Annotated in this window: 21 protein-coding genes and 3 pseudogenes; 9 read left to right on the plus strand and 15 right to left on the minus strand. The window is 65.8% G+C overall.

Annotated elements, in window-relative coordinates:
* The first annotated feature begins 17 nt into the window (after nt 1–17).
* From ACQVLG_RS14765 to ACQVLG_RS14785, 5 genes are all read left to right on the plus strand, one after another.
* The gene (locus tag ACQVLG_RS14765; protein ID WP_474295336.1) at nt 18–1,568 is read left to right on the plus strand and encodes a TonB-dependent receptor domain-containing protein; all 1,551 of its coding nucleotides are present in this window, start codon (nt 18–20) and stop codon (nt 1,566–1,568) included.
* 147 nt (nt 1,569–1,715) lie between these two features.
* Complete coding sequence (locus tag ACQVLG_RS14770) at nt 1,716–2,387, plus strand: thiol:disulfide interchange protein DsbA/DsbL (protein ID WP_076567474.1); 672 nt, start codon at nt 1,716–1,718, stop codon at nt 2,385–2,387.
* Between the two features lie 14 nt (nt 2,388–2,401).
* A complete protein-coding gene (locus ACQVLG_RS14775; protein ID WP_474295338.1) occupies nt 2,402–2,626 on the plus strand; it encodes a hypothetical protein in 225 nt (74 codons plus the stop codon).
* A gap of 81 nt (nt 2,627–2,707) precedes the next feature.
* Complete coding sequence (locus ACQVLG_RS14780; RefSeq protein WP_474295340.1) at nt 2,708–3,454, plus strand: SDR family oxidoreductase; 747 nt, start codon at nt 2,708–2,710, stop codon at nt 3,452–3,454.
* A gap of 125 nt (nt 3,455–3,579) precedes the next feature.
* Nucleotides 3,580–4,116 (plus strand): ester cyclase, encoded by a 537-nt coding sequence (locus tag ACQVLG_RS14785; RefSeq protein ID WP_474295342.1) that lies wholly within the window; start codon nt 3,580–3,582, stop codon nt 4,114–4,116.
* A gap of 9 nt (nt 4,117–4,125) precedes the next feature.
* Here the strand turns inward: ACQVLG_RS14785 and ACQVLG_RS14790 are convergent, their stop codons facing one another.
* The 10 genes and pseudogenes from ACQVLG_RS14790 to ACQVLG_RS14835 all read right to left on the minus strand — a co-directional run bounded on the left by ACQVLG_RS14790 (nt 4,126) and on the right by ACQVLG_RS14835 (nt 10,756).
* Nucleotides 4,126–5,034: a LysR family transcriptional regulator gene (locus ACQVLG_RS14790; protein ID WP_474295344.1), complete on the minus strand. Its 909-nt coding sequence runs from the start codon at nt 5,032–5,034 to the stop codon at nt 4,126–4,128.
* Nucleotides 5,031–5,939: an efflux RND transporter periplasmic adaptor subunit gene (locus ACQVLG_RS14795; RefSeq protein WP_474295346.1), complete on the minus strand. Its 909-nt coding sequence runs from the start codon at nt 5,937–5,939 to the stop codon at nt 5,031–5,033. Before ACQVLG_RS14795 ends, ACQVLG_RS14790 begins: the two co-directional genes overlap by 4 nt.
* A gap of 38 nt (nt 5,940–5,977) precedes the next feature.
* Nucleotides 5,978–6,178 (minus strand): DUF1656 domain-containing protein, encoded by a 201-nt coding sequence (locus tag ACQVLG_RS14800; protein WP_070224633.1) that lies wholly within the window; start codon nt 6,176–6,178, stop codon nt 5,978–5,980.
* Nucleotides 6,168–6,503: a hypothetical protein gene (locus tag ACQVLG_RS14805; RefSeq protein ID WP_474295652.1), complete on the minus strand. Its 336-nt coding sequence runs from the start codon at nt 6,501–6,503 to the stop codon at nt 6,168–6,170. Before ACQVLG_RS14805 ends, ACQVLG_RS14800 begins: the two co-directional genes overlap by 11 nt.
* 58 nt (nt 6,504–6,561) lie before the next feature.
* Nucleotides 6,562–7,365 (minus strand): annotated as a pseudogene (locus ACQVLG_RS14810) (FUSC family protein); the annotation flags it as partial.
* Nucleotides 7,247–8,413, minus strand: a pseudogene (locus ACQVLG_RS14815) (FUSC family protein); the annotation flags it as partial. The pseudogenes ACQVLG_RS14810 and ACQVLG_RS14815, both read right to left, overlap by 119 nt.
* A complete protein-coding gene (locus tag ACQVLG_RS14820; RefSeq protein WP_230538465.1) occupies nt 8,322–8,828 on the minus strand; it encodes a MarR family winged helix-turn-helix transcriptional regulator in 507 nt (168 codons plus the stop codon). The gene ACQVLG_RS14820 and the pseudogene ACQVLG_RS14815, both read right to left, overlap by 92 nt.
* A 64-nt stretch (nt 8,829–8,892) precedes the next feature.
* A complete protein-coding gene (locus ACQVLG_RS14825; RefSeq protein WP_474295349.1) occupies nt 8,893–9,495 on the minus strand; it encodes a TolC family protein in 603 nt (200 codons plus the stop codon).
* A gap of 97 nt (nt 9,496–9,592) precedes the next feature.
* Nucleotides 9,593–10,153, minus strand: a pseudogene (locus tag ACQVLG_RS14830) (TolC family protein); the annotation flags it as partial.
* A gap of 285 nt (nt 10,154–10,438) precedes the next feature.
* Nucleotides 10,439–10,756: a DUF4148 domain-containing protein gene (locus ACQVLG_RS14835; RefSeq protein WP_230538463.1), complete on the minus strand. Its 318-nt coding sequence runs from the start codon at nt 10,754–10,756 to the stop codon at nt 10,439–10,441.
* Between the two features lie 286 nt (nt 10,757–11,042).
* Here ACQVLG_RS14835 and ACQVLG_RS14840 point away from each other — a divergent pair, with 286 nt between their 5' ends.
* The 3 genes from ACQVLG_RS14840 (at nt 11,043) to ACQVLG_RS14850 (ending at nt 12,347) form a co-directional block, all read left to right on the plus strand.
* Nucleotides 11,043–11,378 carry a hypothetical protein gene (locus tag ACQVLG_RS14840; protein ID WP_474295351.1) on the plus strand — a complete coding sequence of 112 codons (336 nt, stop codon included), beginning with the start codon at nt 11,043–11,045 and terminating at the stop codon, nt 11,376–11,378.
* 66 nt (nt 11,379–11,444) lie between these two features.
* On the plus strand, nt 11,445–11,762 hold the full coding sequence (locus ACQVLG_RS14845; RefSeq protein ID WP_474295353.1) for a hypothetical protein: 318 nt from the start codon (nt 11,445–11,447) through the stop codon (nt 11,760–11,762).
* A gap of 96 nt (nt 11,763–11,858) precedes the next feature.
* Nucleotides 11,859–12,347 carry a DUF2244 domain-containing protein gene (locus tag ACQVLG_RS14850; RefSeq protein ID WP_230538460.1) on the plus strand — a complete coding sequence of 163 codons (489 nt, stop codon included), beginning with the start codon at nt 11,859–11,861 and terminating at the stop codon, nt 12,345–12,347.
* A gap of 5 nt (nt 12,348–12,352) precedes the next feature.
* On the opposite strand, the gene mgrA is transcribed toward ACQVLG_RS14850, so the two are convergent.
* Entirely contained in the window at nt 12,353–13,393 is a 1,041-nt protein-coding gene (gene mgrA / locus ACQVLG_RS14855; protein WP_474295355.1) for an L-glyceraldehyde 3-phosphate reductase, read from the minus strand.
* A 120-nt stretch (nt 13,394–13,513) separates the two neighbouring features.
* On the opposite strand from mgrA, the gene ACQVLG_RS14860 reads away from it, so the two are divergent.
* Complete coding sequence (locus ACQVLG_RS14860) at nt 13,514–15,097, plus strand: CYTH and CHAD domain-containing protein (RefSeq protein WP_474295356.1); 1,584 nt, start codon at nt 13,514–13,516, stop codon at nt 15,095–15,097.
* 89 nt (nt 15,098–15,186) lie between these two features.
* Here the strand turns inward: ACQVLG_RS14860 and ACQVLG_RS14865 are convergent, their stop codons facing one another.
* The 4 genes from ACQVLG_RS14865 to ACQVLG_RS14880 all read right to left on the minus strand — a co-directional run bounded on the left by ACQVLG_RS14865 (nt 15,187) and on the right by ACQVLG_RS14880 (nt 18,528).
* Entirely contained in the window at nt 15,187–16,062 is an 876-nt protein-coding gene (locus tag ACQVLG_RS14865; RefSeq protein ID WP_474295358.1) for a Kdo hydroxylase family protein, read from the minus strand.
* Between the two features lie 79 nt (nt 16,063–16,141).
* Nucleotides 16,142–16,513: a lysozyme inhibitor LprI family protein gene (locus ACQVLG_RS14870; protein ID WP_474295360.1), complete on the minus strand. Its 372-nt coding sequence runs from the start codon at nt 16,511–16,513 to the stop codon at nt 16,142–16,144.
* 232 nt (nt 16,514–16,745) lie between these two features.
* Nucleotides 16,746–17,324 (minus strand): superoxide dismutase, encoded by a 579-nt coding sequence (locus ACQVLG_RS14875; RefSeq protein ID WP_070224622.1) that lies wholly within the window; start codon nt 17,322–17,324, stop codon nt 16,746–16,748.
* A 184-nt stretch (nt 17,325–17,508) separates the two neighbouring features.
* Nucleotides 17,509–18,528 (minus strand): LacI family DNA-binding transcriptional regulator, encoded by a 1,020-nt coding sequence (locus tag ACQVLG_RS14880; protein ID WP_230538454.1) that lies wholly within the window; start codon nt 18,526–18,528, stop codon nt 17,509–17,511.
* Nucleotides 18,529–18,733: the final 205 nt, after the last annotated feature.

The following is an 18,733-nucleotide window of genomic DNA, read 5'->3' on the forward strand; positions in this document are numbered from 1 at the left end:
GCACCCAGCTTTCCGCCATGATGCCTGTCCCTCCCGCCCTGACCATCGCCACGCGCACCTTGCTGCTGTGCGCCCTGGCCATGCCGGCGTGCGCGCAGGATGGCGTGGATGGCGGCGCGGCCGGCGTCACGCATGGCGACTTGTCCGCCGAACTGGCGCAGGGCGGCCAGCACAGCGTGCGCGGCGCGCTGTCGCGCGAGCAGGACGGCATGACGCTCGACGTGGCCATCGACGGGCTACGCAACGGCAATTACCGCGATGGCAGCGTGTTTCACCAGCGCGGCTTCAACGGCGGCGCGGAATGGAAGCTGCGCCAGGGCCGCATCGGCTTCAGCGCCGACCAGCTGAACCAGGACACCCGCTATCCCGCGCCCGAGGCGCCGTTCCTGGCCTTGCTGGCGGCCCGCCCGGAAGACCTGTACCGCTATGAGGTGCGGCGCGCCAGCGCCTTCGTGCAGCGCTATGTGGGCAGTTTCGAGCTGGGCGTGGAGTTGTCGCAGCGGGAAAAGCGCGCCACGGCCCGCTATGCAGGCGAGGACGGCAGCAGCGAATCGCGCTACAGCAGCCGCCGCCGGCAACTGGCGCCCCGTCTGCGCCATTACGGCAAGGTGGGCGGCGTGGGCACGGATACGGAAGTGGGCCTGGACCTGATGCAGTGGCAGCGGCGCTCGGACCGCGCGGCGCTGGGCCGCGATGGCGACGGGCAGCGCCGCCAGTACTCGCGCGCGCTGCTGCTGCGCGAAGAGCTGGCCTTCGGCGGCGCGTATGCGCCGCGACTGCTGCTGGGGCTGCGGCATGAACAGTTCCAGCTCGATCCGGCCGACATGCCCGCCGGCGGCAGCGACTGGGAAAACCAGAATGCCTGGGATTTGCAGGGCAGCCTGCAGCTGCGCCCGCAACTGAGCGTGTACGCCAAGGCCGCGCGCAGCTACCGCATCGACGACGATGGCTATACCCGCGCCGGCTACCGCCCCCTGGCGGGACAGCTGCGGCGCGAAACGGAAGTGGGCGCCACCTTCGGCGACGCGGCGCGCAGCGCTTCCGTGCGCCTGTTCAGCGAGCGCCTGAGCAACCAGATCGTCTTCGACCAGAGCCTGGGCCAGCTTGGCTTTGCGGGCAACCTCGAGCCCTCGCGCCGCGCCGGCATCGCCATCGAGGCCGGCCTGGCGCTGGCGCGCGACTGGCGCCTCGACGCTCAGCTGCGCCAGGTGCATGCGCGCTATGACGATTACGCCTACGACGGCCCGGACATCGCCCTCGTGCCGAAAACCCTGGCCAGCCTGCGCCTGTACTGGACGGGGCAGGCCGGCGCCAGTGCCGACGTGGGCGTGCAATGGCTGCGCGCCCTGCGCTATGGTCCGGATTTCGCCAACAGCTGCCTGGCGCAGGTGCCCGCGTTTGCCACCGTGGACGGGCGCTATGCGCGCAAGCTGGGTGCCTGGGAGCTGGAACTGGCCGGCAGCGACCTGGCCAACCGCCGCCATTACGGCGATGCGCCGGGCTGCCGCTCCAGCATTTACCTCAACGATGCGCGCCAGTTGCGCGTGTCGGCGCGCTACCATTTCTGAGGCAGACGCGCGGCGGCGCTTAAGAGCGGCTTAATCGGGCGCAAACGGAGCGCGTAAAAGCGCCTTTTTTCCACCCGGGCTTCAATGGCCGGCGCAAAAAGTGGTAATCTCGCCCCGTTCACGACCACTTTATGATGAAGGATTATTATGCGTTTTCTGCGTTTCTTGCGTCCCCTGCTTGCCGCTGTCACCCTGGTGGCGGCCACCGGCGGCGCCATGGCGGCCGATACCGGCTTTACCACGCTCCCGACGCCAGTGCGCACGGACACGGGCAAGAAGGTGGAAGTGGTGGAGTACTTCATGTATTCCTGCCCGCATTGCTACGCGCTCGATCCGCTGATGCACGACTGGGTCAAGAAGCAGGGCGACAAGATCGCCTTCCGCCGCATCCACCTGGCCTTCTCCGGCCCGAAAGACCCGCAGGCGCACGCCTATGCCACGCTGGAAGCGATGGGCCAGCTGGACCAGTTCCACGACAAGATCTTCCGCGCCATCCACGTCGAGCGCAACCGCCTGAACCGCGATGACGCCATCCTCGACCTGCTGGTCAAGAACGGCATCGACAAGGCGAAATACCTGGACATGTTCAACTCGTTCGGCGTGCAGACCAAGCTGAAACGCAACGAACAACTGATTACCGCCAGCAAGATCGACAGCGCGCCGACCATCGTCATCGACGGCCGTTTCGTCACGTCGCCGGCGCAATTGTCGCGTCCGGGCCAGTCCGAGCCGCAGACCCAGGCGGCGACCCTGCGCGTGATGGATGAACTGGTGGCGCGCGTCCTGAAAGAGCGCGCACCGGCGCCAGCGAAGAAGTAACAGCGGAGAAGACCATGAAACAGCTGCCCTGGACCCTGTGCGCACTGGCTCTGGCCCTCGTGGCGTGGCTGGCGATCGCCGTCGTCAACGTGGAAAACCAGCGCAATGCGCTGGTGACCAAGGCTTGCGTGGACCCCGCGTTCAAGAACGAGGTCGACGCGAAATGCCTGGCGTCCGTGCAATCGCGCGAACACTGGTGGCAGCATCTGACTTATGCCATGACGCACTTTGGAAATTGAATGCGCCTGCCAGAAAAACCCGCCTTGCGCGGGTTTTTTTTCGTCCGCGTATGATGATGTGACAACTACCAAGGAGGGACGATGAAGGAAGTGATCCTGATTACGGGCAGCAGCCGCGGCATCGGCGCGGCGACGGCGCTGCTGGCGGCGCGCCAGGGCTATGCCGTCTGCGTCAACTATCTCCGCGATGCGCAGGCGGCGGAGGATCTGTGCGCGCGCATCGTGGCCGAGGGCGGCGAAGCGATTGCCGTGCAGGCCGACGTCAGCGATGAAGCGGACGTGGAACGGCTGTTTGCGGACGTCGATGCGCGCCTGGGCACGCTCACGGCGCTGGTCAACAATGTGGGCGTGCTGGAGCAGAAATGCCGGCTGGCCGACATTTCCGTGCAGCGCCTGGAGCGCGTGCTGCGCACCAACGTGATCAGTTACTTTTTGTGCTGCCAGCAGGCCGTGCGGCGCATGTCGACGGCGAACGGCGGGCAGGGCGGGCGCATCGTGAACGTGTCGTCGGTGGCCGCGCGCATCGGCTCCCCGGGCGAATACATCGATTACGCCGCTTCCAAGGGCGCCGTCGATACCCTGACCCTCGGGCTGGCGCAGGAAGTGGCGGCCGAAGGCATCCGCGTCAACGGCGTGCGGCCCGGCATCATCTACACGGAGATCCACGCCTCTGGTGGCGAGCCGGGGCGGGTGGCGCGCCTGGCGTCCGGCGTGCCCATGCAGCGGGGCGGCCAGCCGGAAGAAATCGCCGGCGCCATCCTCTACCTGCTGGGGCCGGGCGCCACGTATGTGACGGGCAGCATCCTCGACGTGGCCGGCGGGCGCTGATTTTCAACGCATTTTCAATCCTGACAAGCAGATGATTCAAGCGCTGGGCCAATTATCAGGCAGGGCAAGCGAGTCCAGAATGACGGTGTGCCATCTGCACGCCGATCAACCCACCTGGAATGACCATGCCTGCTTCTCCTTTTGCTCCCGCCATCCTGGCCCTGTCCCTGCTGGCTGCCACGCCGGCCCATGCCGCCGCCAAGCTGCCCATGCCCGCCCACTTGTCCGGCGCGCAAGCCGATGCCACGGTGGCGCTGGCGGCGCGCCGCTATGCCGCGTTCTGGCAGAGCGGCGACCCGGCCCTGGCGCGCCTGGCCCTGGCCGACGATTTTATCGACCGTACCTTGCCCGCCGGCCGTCCGCAGGGATTGGCCGGCCCGCTGCAGGCGTCGCAGGTGTTTCACGCGGCCGTGCCGGATCTGCAGGTGGCCATCGAGGACATGCTGGTGGCAGGAAGCCGGGTGACCCTGCGCCTGCACTTCACGGGCCATTTCACGGGCGTCTTTCCCACGCCGCAGGGCGAACTGCGCGGGCAGGGGCAAGCCATCGATTTCCAGGCGTTTGATTTATATCAGGTCAATGCGCAGGGACGCATCAGCGACAACTGGCATCTGGAAGACAACCTGACCCTGCTGCGCCAGCTGGGCGTGCTGCCCCAGTAAGGGCGGACGTCAGGCTTGCAGCGCGGCGAACTGCTGCAGCAGGAAGTCGGCCAGCAGGGCGACGCGCGGCGGCTGGAAGCGGCTGCGCCGGTACAGCAGGTGCAGGGGAACGCTGTCGGCAAAGTAATCGTCGAGCACCGTTTGCAAGCGTCCCGCGCGCAGGTCGTCGCCGATGTCGAGCAGGGATTTGTAGGCATAGCCATGGCCAGCCACGGCCCAGCGGCGGATGATTTCGCCGTCGTTGCTGTGCCAGGCGCCCTGCAGGCGCAGGCTGTGGCGCTTGCCGTCTTCGCGGTAGCGCCAGTCCTGCGGCGCGCCGTCGCCCGCCGTGAGCACGAGGGTGGGCAGCAGCGCCAGGTCGCGCGGCGTGGCCGGCACGCCGACCCTGGCGGCCAGCGCGGGAGCCACGCAGACGACGCGCCGGCCCGGGTGCAGCAGGCGCGCCACCATCTCGCTGTCGGGCAGCTCGCCATAGCGGATGGCCAGGTCGACCTCGTCCTGCACCAGCCTGGCCGTCATGTCCGTCAGGGTCAGCGCATGGCGCACCTGCGGGTGCAGCGCGGCAAAGCGGTCGAGCATGGGCAGCAGCAGCTGGCGGCCGATGTCGGACGGCGCAGAGATGCGCACCTGGCCGCGCACGGCGCCGCCGCCCCCGTGCAAGCCGTCTTCGGCCTGCGCCAGCAAGTCCAGCGCCTGTTCGCTGTACTGGCGGTAGTGCTGGCCCTCTTCCGTCAGGCGCAGTTGGCGCGTGGTGCGCTCGAACAGGGTGGCGCCCAGCGCCGCTTCCAGGCGCGCGATGGCGGCGCTGGCGGCGGCCGGCGACAGGCCGTGCTTGCGGCCGGCCGCGGAAAAGCTGCCCAGCACCGCGGCATCGAGGAACAGGGCGATTTCCGCCAGGCGCCCGGCACCGCCGCTCATGCGGGGTGCGCGGCCGCCGGTTTCGGCGCCGGTGCCGAATGCGGCGCCGAGTGGGGCGTGATCACCACGGTGCAGGTGGTGCCGGCCACCAGGACCTGATTCCTGTCTTGCTCGTCGATGTGGATGCGCACGGGCACGCGCTGCGCCAGGCGCACCCAGTTGAAGGTGGGATTGACGTCGGCCAGCAGTTCGCGGCCCGTGGCGGCGTCGCGGTCGGTGATGCCGCGCGCGATGCTTTCGATGTGGCCGTGCAGGGTGCCGCCGCTCATCAGGTTCATTTCCGCCTTGTCGTCCTGCGCCAGCATGCCCAGCTTGGTCTCTTCGAAGTAGCCGACGACATAGTACGAGGCGCTGTCGATGACGGCCAGCTTGGGGGCGCCGACGGCGGCAAAATCGCCCTTGTGCACGTTCAGGTTCGTCACGTAGCCGCTGACGGGGGCGCGCACGGTGGTGCGTTCCAGGTTCAGTTGCGCCAGCGCGCGCGCGGCCACGGCGGCCTGCACCTGCGACGAGGCCGAGGTGGCGGCAAAGGCGGCGCTTTCGCGGCTTTCCGTCGAGATGATGCTGGCGTCCAGATTGGCGCGGCGCTGCGCTTCCTTGCCGCGGCGGCCCATTTCCGTCTTTTGCGCGGCCAGCACGGCGTCGGCCTGCGCCAGCGCGCTCGCATAGCGCTCCTTGTCGACGACGAACAGGATATCTCCCTTTTGCACCACCTGGTTGTCGCGCACCAGCACGTCCGTGACGGTGCCGGCCACGTCGGCGCTGATATTGACGATGTCGGCCTTGATGCGGCCGTCGCGCGTCCATGGCGATTCCATGTAGCGGTCCCAGACGGTCTTGCCTATCCACAGGGCTGCGGCCAGTAGCAGCAGGGTGATTGCATAGCGGGTCAGTTTGCTTACCATGTCGGCAGCCTTTCCTTGATCGGGTTGAACAGTTTTTTTTATTTGTAAAGCGATAGCGCCAGCGCGCCGAAGATGGCGATGAAGATGCACAGCCGCGCCAGCGACGGGTGCCACACCATGCGGTACACGCCCAGCCAGCCCAGCACGCGGTCGAGCAGGGTTTGCAGGCCGATGCTGAGGATGAACAGGGGCAGCAGGGTGGGAATCAGTATTCCGAACAGGGCGAATTCACGCGGCATGGTGGTCTCCGGCGCCAGGCGCCATATGGTCGAGCAATGAGGTGTAGATCGAATGCAGGTCGGCCAGCGCCGTCTGCAGGCGCGCGCCGCGTTCCTGTGTCGCACCCGCTTCGGCCTGCGCCGCACGCACCACGGCGCCCGCCTGCAGGGTGGCGGCCAGCGCCGCCTGCAGCTGCGCATCGCCGCGCGTGCGCAGCCAGCCGGCGATGTGGTCCACGCACTGCTGCAGCGCGTGGCGCGTGGCGCCCGGGCGGGCGGTCGCGATCAGTTCGCGCAATTCGATCACGGAATGGCCGATTTCCAGCAGGGTCAGAGCCTGGCGCACGACGGCGCGCGTGGCTTCGCCCGGCGCCGGGCCGGCCGCCGCATTGAGCTGGCTGGCTGAGCAGGTCGCGCACGCGGTTGTCGAAGCGGTGTTTCACGCGCCGCGCGGGGGCCGTGCACGCATGCAGCGCTTCGCGCCACAGTGCCCGGCCGATATGGTCCTTGTGGCCCATCGTGTGTTCGGGCAGCAGCACGGCAAACACGAGGGCGGCCAGCATCAGGCCGACGATCAGCGCCATGCCCGTGTTGAGGAAGGCGGCGCCGTCGATATGCATCAGATTCGTCGGCGCCATCTGCGTGATGAAGGTCGACACGCCCAGGCCCACGCCCAGCTTGGCGGGATTGGTCATCAGGTACAGGCCCACGGCCAGGAACGGCGCGAAACTGAGCACCAGCATGGGGAAGCCGTCGCCGTGCACCAGCACGAAGTACACGCACACGAGCGACAGGGGCATGGCGATCAAAAAGCCCGCCAGCACTTGCCGGATCATCAGGATGGGACGCGGCGAGGACGACGCCAGCGCGCAGAACACGGCTGCCATCAGCATCGCCGTGCCGGCATAGGACCAGGCGAGGAAGTAGGCGCCCAGCGCCAGCAGGGCCAGGCTGATGCCGGCGCGCGCGCCGCTGGCGATCACCAGCGCGGGCGGCGTCTTCGGCGCATACGCCTGCGGCGTGCTCACTTCCAGCGGCGTATCGTGCGCCAGGCTGAAATACACTTCGTGAAAGCGGCTCATGTCGCGCGCGAAGCGCTCGAGCAGCTCGCAGACGGTGTCGAAGTCGATCTGCTGCGCATGCGCGATGGCCGCGCCGTCGATGTCCGCGCGCGCCTGGCCCAGCGCCGTTTGCAGATGCAGCTGCATGGTGTCGAGCGAGTCTTGCGAGGGCGTCGTTTGCAGCGCTTCGGCGACGATGGCGTACAGGGGCGCGCACGCCTGCATGACTTGTGTTTCGCCGTCGCGCTGCAGGCGGTCGAACAGGCGGTGGAAGGTATAGAAGGTGGTCAGCGCCGTCATGAAGGTGGCGTTGAAGGCGTGCAGCTTGCGGTTTTTGCGCGCGCACGTGGCTCACCTTGCTGGTCACTTCGAACAGGGCGGCCGAGCGGCCCAGTTCCAGCGCCGCCACGTCGGCGGCAAATTGCAGATGCGTCAGTTCCACCTGGGCCGGCGTGAGTTTTTGCTGCAGCACGTCCTGGCAAAAGGTGAGGAATTTGCCGTAGCGGGCCTGTACCGTGCGCATCACCTGCGTGCCCTGGTGGCGCGGCAGCAGCACGCTGGACACGGCGGCCGAGCAGATGATGCCCAGGCCCACTTCGGCCACGCGCGTGACGGCCAGCGAAAACACCTGCGTCGGCTGCTCGATGGCGGGCAGCACGATCATGCAGGCCGTGTAGCCGGCCAGCACGTACACGTAGGACTGGGCGTTGCGGTGCAGGGCCGAGCCGCTCGTGCACAGGCCCACCCACAGGGCCAGGCCGGCGAACAGCAGCACCGGCTGCTGCGGGAACAGGCCGATCAGGGTCAGCGCGGCCGTGCATCCGAGCAGGGTGCCGCACAGGCGGTAAAAGCTTTTTTCCAGCACCATGCCGCTGCTGGGCAGGGCCAGGATGATGGTGGTGGTCATCGCCGTGCTCGGTGAATCGAGGCCCAGGCGGTAGGCCAGCCACAAGGCGCAGAACGATGCGATGAGGGTCTTGCCGACGTAGATCCAGCGTTCGCCTTCCGTCGTGCGCCAGTCTTGCAGCGCCAGCGCCAGCCAGCGGGCCGCCCGGGTCAGGGGCCCAAATGTAGGTGTTGTGGCTGGCGTCATCGATAGGCTATCAGTTCTGGTTGTTGAGATTGTTGAGGTTGCGCAACTGGCGCACGTACAGCTTGTCGAGCACTTGCAGCTCTTCTTCAGTAAAACCCTCATACAGGGCCGAGGTTTCCTGGTACACGTCGGGCAGCGCCGTTTCGATCAGGGCGCGGCCCTTGTCGGTCAGCGAGATCATCACCGAGCGGCGGTCGCCGGGGCGCGTGCCGCGGTGGATCAGGCCGCGCGTTTCCAGGTCATTGCACACGCGCGTCAGGTTGGCCGGCTTTTCGTGACAGGCCATGCCCAGGGTGCAGGCGTTCGAGGTTTCGTCTTCCGTGCCGTACAGCACGGCCAGCACCATGTAGCTGGCATCGACCAGGTCGTGCTTTTTCAGCGCGGCATTGGTCAGGTCCTTCATGCCTTTTTGGATGTGGTACGTCATGCGCAGCAGGCGCATCAGTTCCATGGGGAAGCCTGGCATGCGCGTGCGGATGTTTTGCAGCCGCTTGGAGGTGGCGTCAAAAGCGGTCATGTCATATTCCTTCATGTATCAATAAAGCTCCGATTGTATCTTGTTGGGCTAGGGCAACGCGAGCCTAGATGCCGCCTCCCAATGCATTCATCAAGGAAACGTACAGATCGAGTTCGCGCGCCCCATTCTGCGCCTGCTGCTGTTCTTCCGCCAGCAGCGCCACTTGCGTGTTGAGCATGGCGATGGCGTCGCTCATGCCCGCCTTGTACGCCTTTTCCGCCAGGTCGCGCGCGCGCTGCGCCGTGGCCAGCGCCTGCACGGTCAGCTGGTGCTGCCTGGCCAGCGATTGTGCCTTGGTAACGGCATTGGCCACGTCCGACATGGCATTGATGACGGTGGCGTTGTATTGCTCCACGGCGCCGTCGTACACGGCCGTCTGGCTGCCCAGCTGCGCGCGCAAACGGGCGCCAGCAAAGATGGGCAGGCTCAGCGCGGGCGAGATGCCGCGGATGTCCGAGTTGGCATCGAGAAAGTGGCTGAAGCCGAAGGCCTGGAAGCCGGCAAAGGCCACCAGGTTGACGTTCGGATAAAACTCGGCCTTGGCGGCGTCGATGCGCTGCGCCGCCGCTTCCACTCTCCAGCGCTGGGCGGCGATGTCGGGCCGGCGGCCGATCAGGTCGGCCGGCAGGGCGGCGGGAATGGCCAGCGGCTGGTCCAGGCGCAGCACGGGGGCGCGTGAGCGCGGCACCGGCGGCCGGACCCTTGCCGGCCAGGGCCGCCAGCTGGTTGCGCAGCAGGGCCAGCGACTCGGCCGACTGCTCCAGCTGGCGGCGTCCCGCGGGCAAGGTGGTTTCGATTTGCGCCACGTCAATGTCCGTGCCGATGCCGGCCGCCTTGCGCTGGCGCGTGATGTCGAGGATGCGGGCGCGCTGCGCCAGGCTGCGTTCGATCACATCCTGCAGCTGGAATTCATACGACAGCTGGATGTAGGTGCGCACCAGCGCCGTTTCCAGGGCCAGGCGGGCCATCTGCGATTCGGCCGACGCCATCTGCACGTCGCCCAGGGCGGCGGACAGGGCGGCGCGGTTGCGGCCCCACAGGTCCAGGTCGTACGAGGCCGTGACGGTGGCCTGGTTGCGCCACGCGTAGTTGCCGGCCAGCGGGGCCGGCGTGCTGCCGTGCTGCGAATACAGTTCGCGGTTGATGGAGACGTTCGCGTCCGCCTGCGGGCGGGTCTTGTCTTCCGCCGCGCCGGCCAGCGCTTCGGCCTGGCGCGCGCGCGCGCCTGGGCGCCGCGCAGGGTGGGGCTGTCGGCCAGCGCCTGATCCATCAAACGGTTCAATTGGGGATCGTGCAAGTCTTGCCACCATTGCGTGCGGGGCCATTGTATGGCGGCACTGGCGGCGGCATCCATGGCCTGGCTCGCTTTCAGCTTGTTGGCATCGAGCATGGCCGATTGCGGCGCGATATGGCCCATGTCGGCGCAAGCGCTCAAGGCAAGGATCAGGCTGGCGGCAAGCAAACGGCGGTGCAGGGACATGCAGGGACTCCGGGAGAGATATGTTGGGGGTGCTGCTGACAGCTCGCCGCGGTGAGCTTCGGGAGTGGCCCGAGTGCTGCGCCGCAACTGAGGTGTGTTACTGACTGACTGAAACCGGCTGACTGGTTTCTTATTTCACGACGTGTTTTGTCGTTTGCGCGACGTCAAAGTCCGCTTCCGTTTGCGGGATCAGGCCAGCCTTGCGGGCGGCGTAGAACTCGGCCATGACTTCTTCGCGCGTCACCTTGCTGGCGGCGGTGGCCGGCGTTTTCGGATAGTCGACTTCGCTGGTGGCGATTTCGCCGGCGTTGCGGGCACGGATGTATTCGGCCGTGACGTCAGCGCGCGTGAGTTGCTGGCTGGTAGCGGCAGGCGCGGCGCTCTGGGCAAAAGCCGAAGCGGCGGTGGTGATGGCGAACAATGCTGCGATGAGTGATTTGGCTTGCATGATAAGACTCCAAAATGTGCATGATGGCTGGGTGGATGGGCCGGATCGCCACGTACCGGTCGGTTCGTCGGCAGGGCGCTGGTGGGCGCCGTGCCGCCGATGAAGCAGTTTCTGGATGAGAAGATGCTTACTTGAATTAACTATAGCAATGAATAGTACATTTGTGAAGTAATTTCTGAAAATATTTGTGCGATGCCGCATTTCCCCTGGGGAAGATGCCGTGCAGGCGTGCGCCGCTGGCCGCGCCAGGGGAGTAAGCTGGTTTTTTGATTAACGGGAGTCGGCCATGAGCAGCAGTTCACTCGACCCGGACAATTTACCCGTCACTTCCGACCGCGTGCTGGGCAGCGGCCATGGAAAGGGCGCGCTCGGTCCCAGCGACAGTTCCGACAGCGGCAGCGACATGCAGGGCGTGCCCGGCCAGGATGCGGAGGAGCTCGATAACGACAGCGATGCGGCCGGCACGGGCGAGCGGGCCGGCGTGGAACCCCACAACACGGCGCCCGATGGCGGCGACATCGACGTCGACCATGTGGAAAGCCTGGCGCCCGTGCCGCTGGCGGAGGAGGGCGAGGGGAAATTGCCTCCACGAAATACTGTCCCTCCTGCGCCATCAGCGTAAAATACAGGCAAGGCGGCGTGCGCGCCGCCATGGCCAGCCGGCCGGCACAGGATAGGATGTCAGAGGATGCAAACGCAGATGTCGGAAGAGAAAGAAAAAGACTTGATGTCGATGTACCGCGAGACGCGGCCGCGCGAGTTTTTTGGCGAAAAAAGTAACACCAATCACCTGGCCTGGAGTTTGCTGGTGATGTTGCTGGCGCTGGCGTTCTGGCTGGTCGTGGCCCTGGCGGCAGCGGAAAACCAGCGCTATGCCCTGGAAACGAAGGCGTGCCAGGATCGCGTGTTTCCCTCGGAAATCGACACGTCTTGCCTGAAGCAGGTCAAGTCGCGCGATCACTGGTGGCAGCACGTGGGCCACGCGCTGGTGCGCATGGGCGCCTGACCCTGGCGCAAGCTGGTCTGAACGGCCTGGCGGAATCTGGCGGCGGCGAAGGCCGCCACGGTGATAGGGTGATGGAGCGATAGTGCGGGAGGCGTCATGCCACGCGATCACTCGCGCGAGCAGCCGCAATGGCTGCTGGCGCGCCACAGTGCCTTGACGGCGCGCCAGTTATTGCGCGCTTATGGCTTGCTTTGCCTGTTTTCCCTGACGATTGCCGCCGCCTTCGCGCTGCGCGGCCTCTGGTACATTCCCGTCTTTTCGTTCGCCGAACTGGGCCTGGTGGCCCTTGCCCTGCTGCATTACCTGCGCCATGCGCGCGACTATGAGCACATCGCCCTGCGCGACGGCGAGCTGATCATCGAACAGGTCAGCGCCGGCCACTGCCGGCGCCACCATTTTTATCCGTGGCGCACGCGCATCGCCGTGCCGCAGTGGCCGCGCCAGTTGATACAGATCAAGGATAGCGGTGCTGGCGGCGCGCATGTGGACGTGGGCGTGTTCGCCACGCCCGAACGGCGCCGGCAGGTGGCGCAGGAACTGCTGGCCCTGCTGCCACCACCCATCTCGCCGCCAGCGCCACCGTGAACGCCTTACACGGCCCGCGACGGGCCTTCCCACAGGTTGATATGGCCTTCGCGCGCCTGCACGTCGATGGCGGCCAGCTCGTCGGCCGTGAACGACAACTGCTGCAGCGCGGCCACGTTTTCGCGGATTTGCGCGCTGCTGCTCGCGCCGATCAGGGTCGAGGTGACGCGCGGATCGCGCAGCACCCAGGCCAGCGCCATCTGCGCCAGGGTCTGGCCCCGCTGCGCGGCGATCTGGTTCAGCGCGCGCACGCGGGCCAGGTTTTCCGCGCTCAGGTGTTTTTGCAGCAGCGAGCCGCCGCCGGGGCGGTTGACGCGCGCATCCTGCGGCACGCCGTCGAGGTATTTGTCGCTCAGTAAACCCTGCGCCAGCGCCGTGAACGTGATGCAACCCATGCCTTCTTGCTGCAAGGTATCGAGCAAGCCGTCTTCCTCGATCCAGCGGTTGAGCATATTGTAGGCGGGCTGGTGGATCAGGCACGGCACTTTCCATTCTTTCAGCAGGGCGGCCGCCTCGGCCGTCTTTTGCGGCGAATACGAGGACAGGCCCACGTACAGCGCCTTGCCCTGCTGCACGGCAGTGGCCAGCGCGCCCATGGTTTCTTCCAGCGGCGTGTCAGCGTCGTAGCGGTGCGAGTAAAAGATGTCGACGTAATCGAGGCCCAGGCGCCGCAAGCTCTGGTCCAGGCTGGCCAGCACGTATTTGCGCGAACCGCCGCCCTGGCCGTACGGGCCTGGCCACATGTCCCAGCCTGCCTTGGTGGAAATGATCAGTTCATCGCGGTAGGGTAAAAAATCGTCGCGCAGCAGCTTGCCGAAATTGCTTTCCGCGCTGCCATACGGCGGGCCGTAGTTGTTGGCCAGGTCGAAATGCGTGATGCCCAGGTCGAAGGCCGTGCGCAGCATGTCGCGCTGCGAAGCCAGATTGTTGCTGTCGCCAAAGTTGTGCCACAGCCCCAGGGACAGCAGCGGCAGTTTCAGTCCGCTGCGCCCGCACGTACGGTATGGCATGCTGTCGTAGCGGTTCTCGGCGGCGTGGTAGGTCATGGCATCTCCTTGTAAATGAATCGCCTATTTTGGCGCAAAATCAAGGTCTGCGTGCGTGCGCCTTGCGCGCGGCGGGACGCGCCTTACAATGGGCGTTCAGGAATCTCGCAAGGAGCGGTCATGGAAATCGAATTGAAATTGCTGCTGGCGCCGCGCAAGACGCGCGCCCGCCTGCGCGCCCACCCGCTGCTGGCGCAGACTGCGCAAGGTGCGCCGCAGGTGCTGCAGATGCACGATATCTATGTCGATACGCCCGATTTGCAGCTGTGCCACCACCACGCGGGCTTGCGCGTGCGCCAGGTGGACGGACACTGGGTGCAAACCCTGAAGGCGGGCGGCACGGTCAATGGCGGCTTGCACAGCCGCCACGAATGGGAAGGCGATGTGCCGGGGCCGCAGCCGGATCTCGCCGCGCTCGAGTCGGCCATCGGCCGCAAGCAACCCGTCCGCGCGCTGCTGCGCCAGGACGCCGTCCGCGACGGCTTGCAGCCCGTGTTTACCACGCGCATCGAGCGCACCGTCTGGCAATTGCGCACGCCGCAGGGCGATCAGATCGAATGCGTGCTGGACCAGGGCGTCATTGACAGCGGCACGGACGGGGCCGCGCGCAGCGTGCCCGTCAGCGAGGTCGAACTGGAATTGAAGCAGGGGCAAGCTTCCAGCCTGTTCGACGTGGCGCTGGCGCTGCTGCAGGACGTGCCGCTGCAACTGGGCCACATGAGCAAGGCGGAACGCGGTTACCGTCTCGCGGTGCCGCAGCCTCTGCAGGCGGTCAAGGCGCAGCCGCTGGCGCTGGATGCGGCGATGTCGGTGGAGCAAGTGTTCCTGGCCATCGCCGGCAATTGCCTGGAGCAAGTCAGCGGCAACCAGGATGGCGTGGCGGCGGGCGAAGACGTGGAAAGCGTGCACCAGATGCGCGTGGGACTGCGCCGTTTGCGCTCGGCGCTGGGTATGTTCAAGTCCCTGCTGGTGCTGCCGGATGCCTTGAAGGGGGAACTCGACTGGCTGGGCGGCGCGCTGGGCGAGGCGCGCGACTGGGATGTGTTGGCTGGTAACACCCTGGCGCAGCTCGATGGCGAGGCGCAGGCCGATGCGGCCGCGCTGGCACAGGCGGCGCACGCGCAGGCGCGGCTCAAGCACCAACAAGCGGCCCAGGCCGTCATTTCGGCGCGCTATACGGCTTGCATGCTGGGCGTGCAGCGCTGGCTGCAGGCGCGCGCATGGCGCGACGGTTGCTCCGTGCGCCAATTGCGGCGCCTGGACGCGCGCGTGTCGCCGTTTGCCCGCGCCACCCTGCGCAAGGACCAGCGCCGCCTGATGAAGCGCGGCAAGCGCCTGCTGCATGCCACGCCGCAGCAGCGCCACCAGGTGCGCATCGCGGCCAAGAAGACGCGGTATGCGACGGAATTCTTTGCCTCGCTATTTGCGGGCCGGGCTGTGAAGCCGTATGTGGGGCGGCTGTCGGCGCTGCAGGATGAACTGGGCTGGCTCAACGATGTGCAGGTGGCCGACCGGCTGTTGCAGCAATTGCCCGAAGTTCAGGCTGGTCAGGCCGACCAGGCTGACCAGTCCGCCCAGGACGGATTGCGGCTGCACGCGGCCTTTGTGCGCGGCTACCTGGCGGCGCGCGCGCAAGCGCAAGGTGCCGATGGCCGCATGCACAAGGCCTGGCGGCGCTTCAAGGCGGCCCGTTTGCCGGCCTGAATCCGGTTTGATCGGGGTGTGAGACCTGGCCAGACCCCATCAGGCCGGACCCAGTCAGGCCAGACCTAATCAGTCCAGTCCAGCGCAGGCTAGGCCAGCGGCCGCTGCAACTGGCGTTCGAGGATGGCCAGCGGCGACTTGTCGGGCGCAGCCATGGCGCGCACGGGCAGCAGCCAGGTTTGCTCCAGCGCATGCTGTCCCCGCAGGGCCGCGTGCGATACGGCGTCGCTGAAGACGATCCACGTCTGGCCCGGCGCGAACGCATGCGTGTGCTGCTCCACCTGCGCCTGGTAAGCGAGATCGGCCTTCATGGCGTCGTGCAGCTGCAGCATGTAGTGATCGTAGGGTGTGCGCCGCGACTTGGTGACGTGCAGCCATTGCAGCAGCGCCGCCAGCACGGGTTGCGGACGCTTTGCAAGGGGTAAAAAATGCTGCGCCACCTGTTCGAATGGCGCGCCCAGTTTCCACACGCGGGGCGCGTCGCGCGGATGGATGTTGGTGAAGACGCGCAGGATGCGCCGGCCTTGCGTGGGTGCGGAGGGGAAGCTGTCGACGTGCAGGCGCGTATCGTCCTTGCGCCAGGAGGTGATGCGCCCGGCGATTTCCACGGGGCGAAAGCTGCCCTTGCCTTGCTGTAGGTGGGGAACATAGCCGGGCAGCAAGCCGGCCAGCAAGTGCTGCGTGTGCCGCGCATAGCGCCGCATCAGCGCGGCCAGCAGGGCCGCATCGCAGGCATCGCCCTGGCCCCGCACGCCGCGCGCCGGTTCCCAACTGATGTTCTTGGCGCTGCTGGCGCTACCCACAGCGCCGTTCAGCAGGGCATGCTCTTCCTGTTGCAGGGGGAAACCCAGGCGGGGCAGCAGCACGACTTGCCCGTCTTCGAGCGCCTGCAGCGCCGCCGCTTGCTGCGCGGCGCTGCCGCTGGCGTCCCAGCGGGGCAGGGAAATGTCGACGAGCTTGCTCATGGCGCAAACGGGGAAGAGGTCGGAGCCGCCAGTTTATGCGCTTGCCGCCCGCTCCCGTTTGCGCTGGCGCAGTGTTACATCATAATTTGCTGTTCTGGCAGCCGGCGCTCACGCATTCGCGCACGCGGTCTTGCAGGAATTGCGCGCGTTCGATGGTGGTCTGGGTGGCGCAATCGAGGTTCACATAAAAGCCTGACGATTCGCGTTTGGAGCAATTTTGGTTGCGGTTGCTGATCCACGCCAGCTGGCCCGATTTCAGCTTCTGCTTGCCGGCGGCATCGAGCTGGGCGCTCAGTTTCTTGTAGTTGGCGTTGAGTTCCTTGTCCGCTTCCTGGTACACCTTGTTGAGGCAATACAGGCCGTCGAAGTCGTTGCGCGGCGTGTCGCAGGCGGAGTTGGCGAAGGCGGAACCGGAGGCAAATACGAGCAGGGCAAGCATGAATTTTTTCATTGTTTTCTTTCAGCAAGGGATGGCGGCGAGGCTGGCCGGCAAGCACGGGCGTGCGCTTGCGTATCTTATAACATCGCGCATGCTGATCTTGTTCGCTTGACCAGTGTGTGCCGCCCGCATCTACTTTCTGCGTGGACATAAAAAAAGCCCGCGCTCGCAAGCACAGGCTTCTTTTGGTGCGCCGCAGCGGCGAATGCCGCGGGCGCGTCCGTTTTACGTTGTCAGGAACCGCTTACGCGAAGTTCTTGGCAACGAAATCCCAGTTGACCAGGCCCCAGAACGTTTCCACGTACTTGGCGCGCAGGTTGCGGTAGTCGATGTAGTAAGCGTGTTCCCAGACGTCGCAGGTCAGCAGCGGCTTGTCGCCGGTGGTCAGCGGGCAGCCGGCGTTCGAGGTGTTGACGATGTCGACGGAGCCGTCGGCTTTTTGCACCAGCCAGGTCCAGCCCGAACCGAAGTTGCCCACGCACGACTTGGTGAATTCTTCCTTGAACTTGTCGAACGACGACCATTTGGCGTTGATCGCGTCAGCCACGGCACCGGTAGGCGCGCCGCCGCCGGCCGGCTTCATGCCGTTCCAGTAGAAGGTGTGGTTCCATACTTGTGCCGCGTTGTTGAAAATGCCGCCCGACGATTTCTTGATGATTTCTTCCAGCGACAGGTTTTCGAACTCGGTGCCCTTGATCAGGTTGTTCAAGTTGGTGACATACGCCTGGTGATGCTTGGCATAGTGGTATTCCAGGGTTTCTTTCGAAATATGCGGCGCCAGAGCGTCCATTTCATACGGCAGTGGTGGCAGAGTATGTTCCATGTGATGTCCCTTTATGGTGAGTGTTCGGAGTCTTCCGGCCTGGGCCGGAGGGTTGAGCCTTGCGTGCTTGAACCAAGCATTCTTGCTGAACGAGCCACTATTGTAAAGCGGATGCGCCATTGCTGCAGATTCCCGCACGCGTTGCGGATGCCGCTGGCGTAGTGATTCTCGTTCAGCGCCAGACCTAGCGAACACGTCGGGTAGTTTCCCTGACGATCAGTTCCAGAGGAGGTATCGCCGCCTGCACGGCCTCGCCATTGATCAGCCCCAGCAGCGCTTCCGTGGCGATGCGGCCGATGTCGTACAGGGGCTGGTGGATGGTCGTCAGCGGCGGCGTCGTGTAGGACGAGCCGGGCAAGTCATCGAAACCGACGAGCGAGATGTCGTCGGGCACGCGGATGCCCTTGCGGTACAAACATAGGCGCACGCCATAGGCGGACAGGTCGTTGGCGGCGAAGACGGCGCTGAACTGTTGCTGCGTATCAAACAAGTGGTTCATGGCCAGCATGCCGCTTGCCTCGTGGAAATCACCTTCCGCCATCAGCTTCGGGTCGATGGCGATGTCCGCTTCGCGCAGCGCGCGCTGGTAGCCCGTCAGGCGTTCGGCCGCATCCGTGTTGTTGGCAGGGCCGGCGACAAACGCGATGCGCCGGTGGCCCAGTTCGATCAAGTGGCGCACGGCCAGGTAGGCGCCGTATTCGTTGTCGAGCTTGAAGCCGATGGCGCTTTTGGTCGCCAGCAGGCGGCCCGTCGAGACGATGGGCCGCTGCTGCGAGAAATCAAGCACGCTCTCGTCCGAGATGCGCCCCGACAGCAGGATGATGCCGTCCACCTTTCTCGCCAGCAGCAGACGGATGCGATCCGCTTCTTCCTGCGCATTCCAGTGCCCGCTGACGATGACGGACGCGTAGCCCGTGTCTTTCAAGCCATCGTCCACGCCGCGCAGGCTTTCGTCGAAGAAGGGGCTGGAAATATCCTGCACCACGATGCCGATGGTCATCGAGCGGCCCTTTTTCAGCCCCTGCGCCATCTGGTTCGGCGCGAATTTCATGTGCGCAATCGCCGCCAGCACGGCGTCGCGCTTGTCGTCAGACACCCTGGCCGTGCCGTTCAGGATGCGCGAAACGGTGCTGGGCGACACGCCGGCCTGGCGGGCCACGTCGAGCAGGGTGGAGGGAGAGGCGGCGTGGTCGCTATCGTTCAAGGTGGTTCCTGGGTATCAAGATGGCTGGTCGTCAGTGTTCTGAAAACCTTTTCATTGAAAGATTACCATAAATGCCCACGGTGGGCCGTAGGTCGGGTTAGCCCTGCGGGCGTAACCCGACATATTGTTGGCCGTGCACGTCGGGTTACGCGTTGGCGCGCTATCCCGATCCAATTATGAAAACGTTTTCACAAAAAACAACGGC

It is taken from the genome of Janthinobacterium sp. TPC_1 (genome assembly GCF_056037845.1).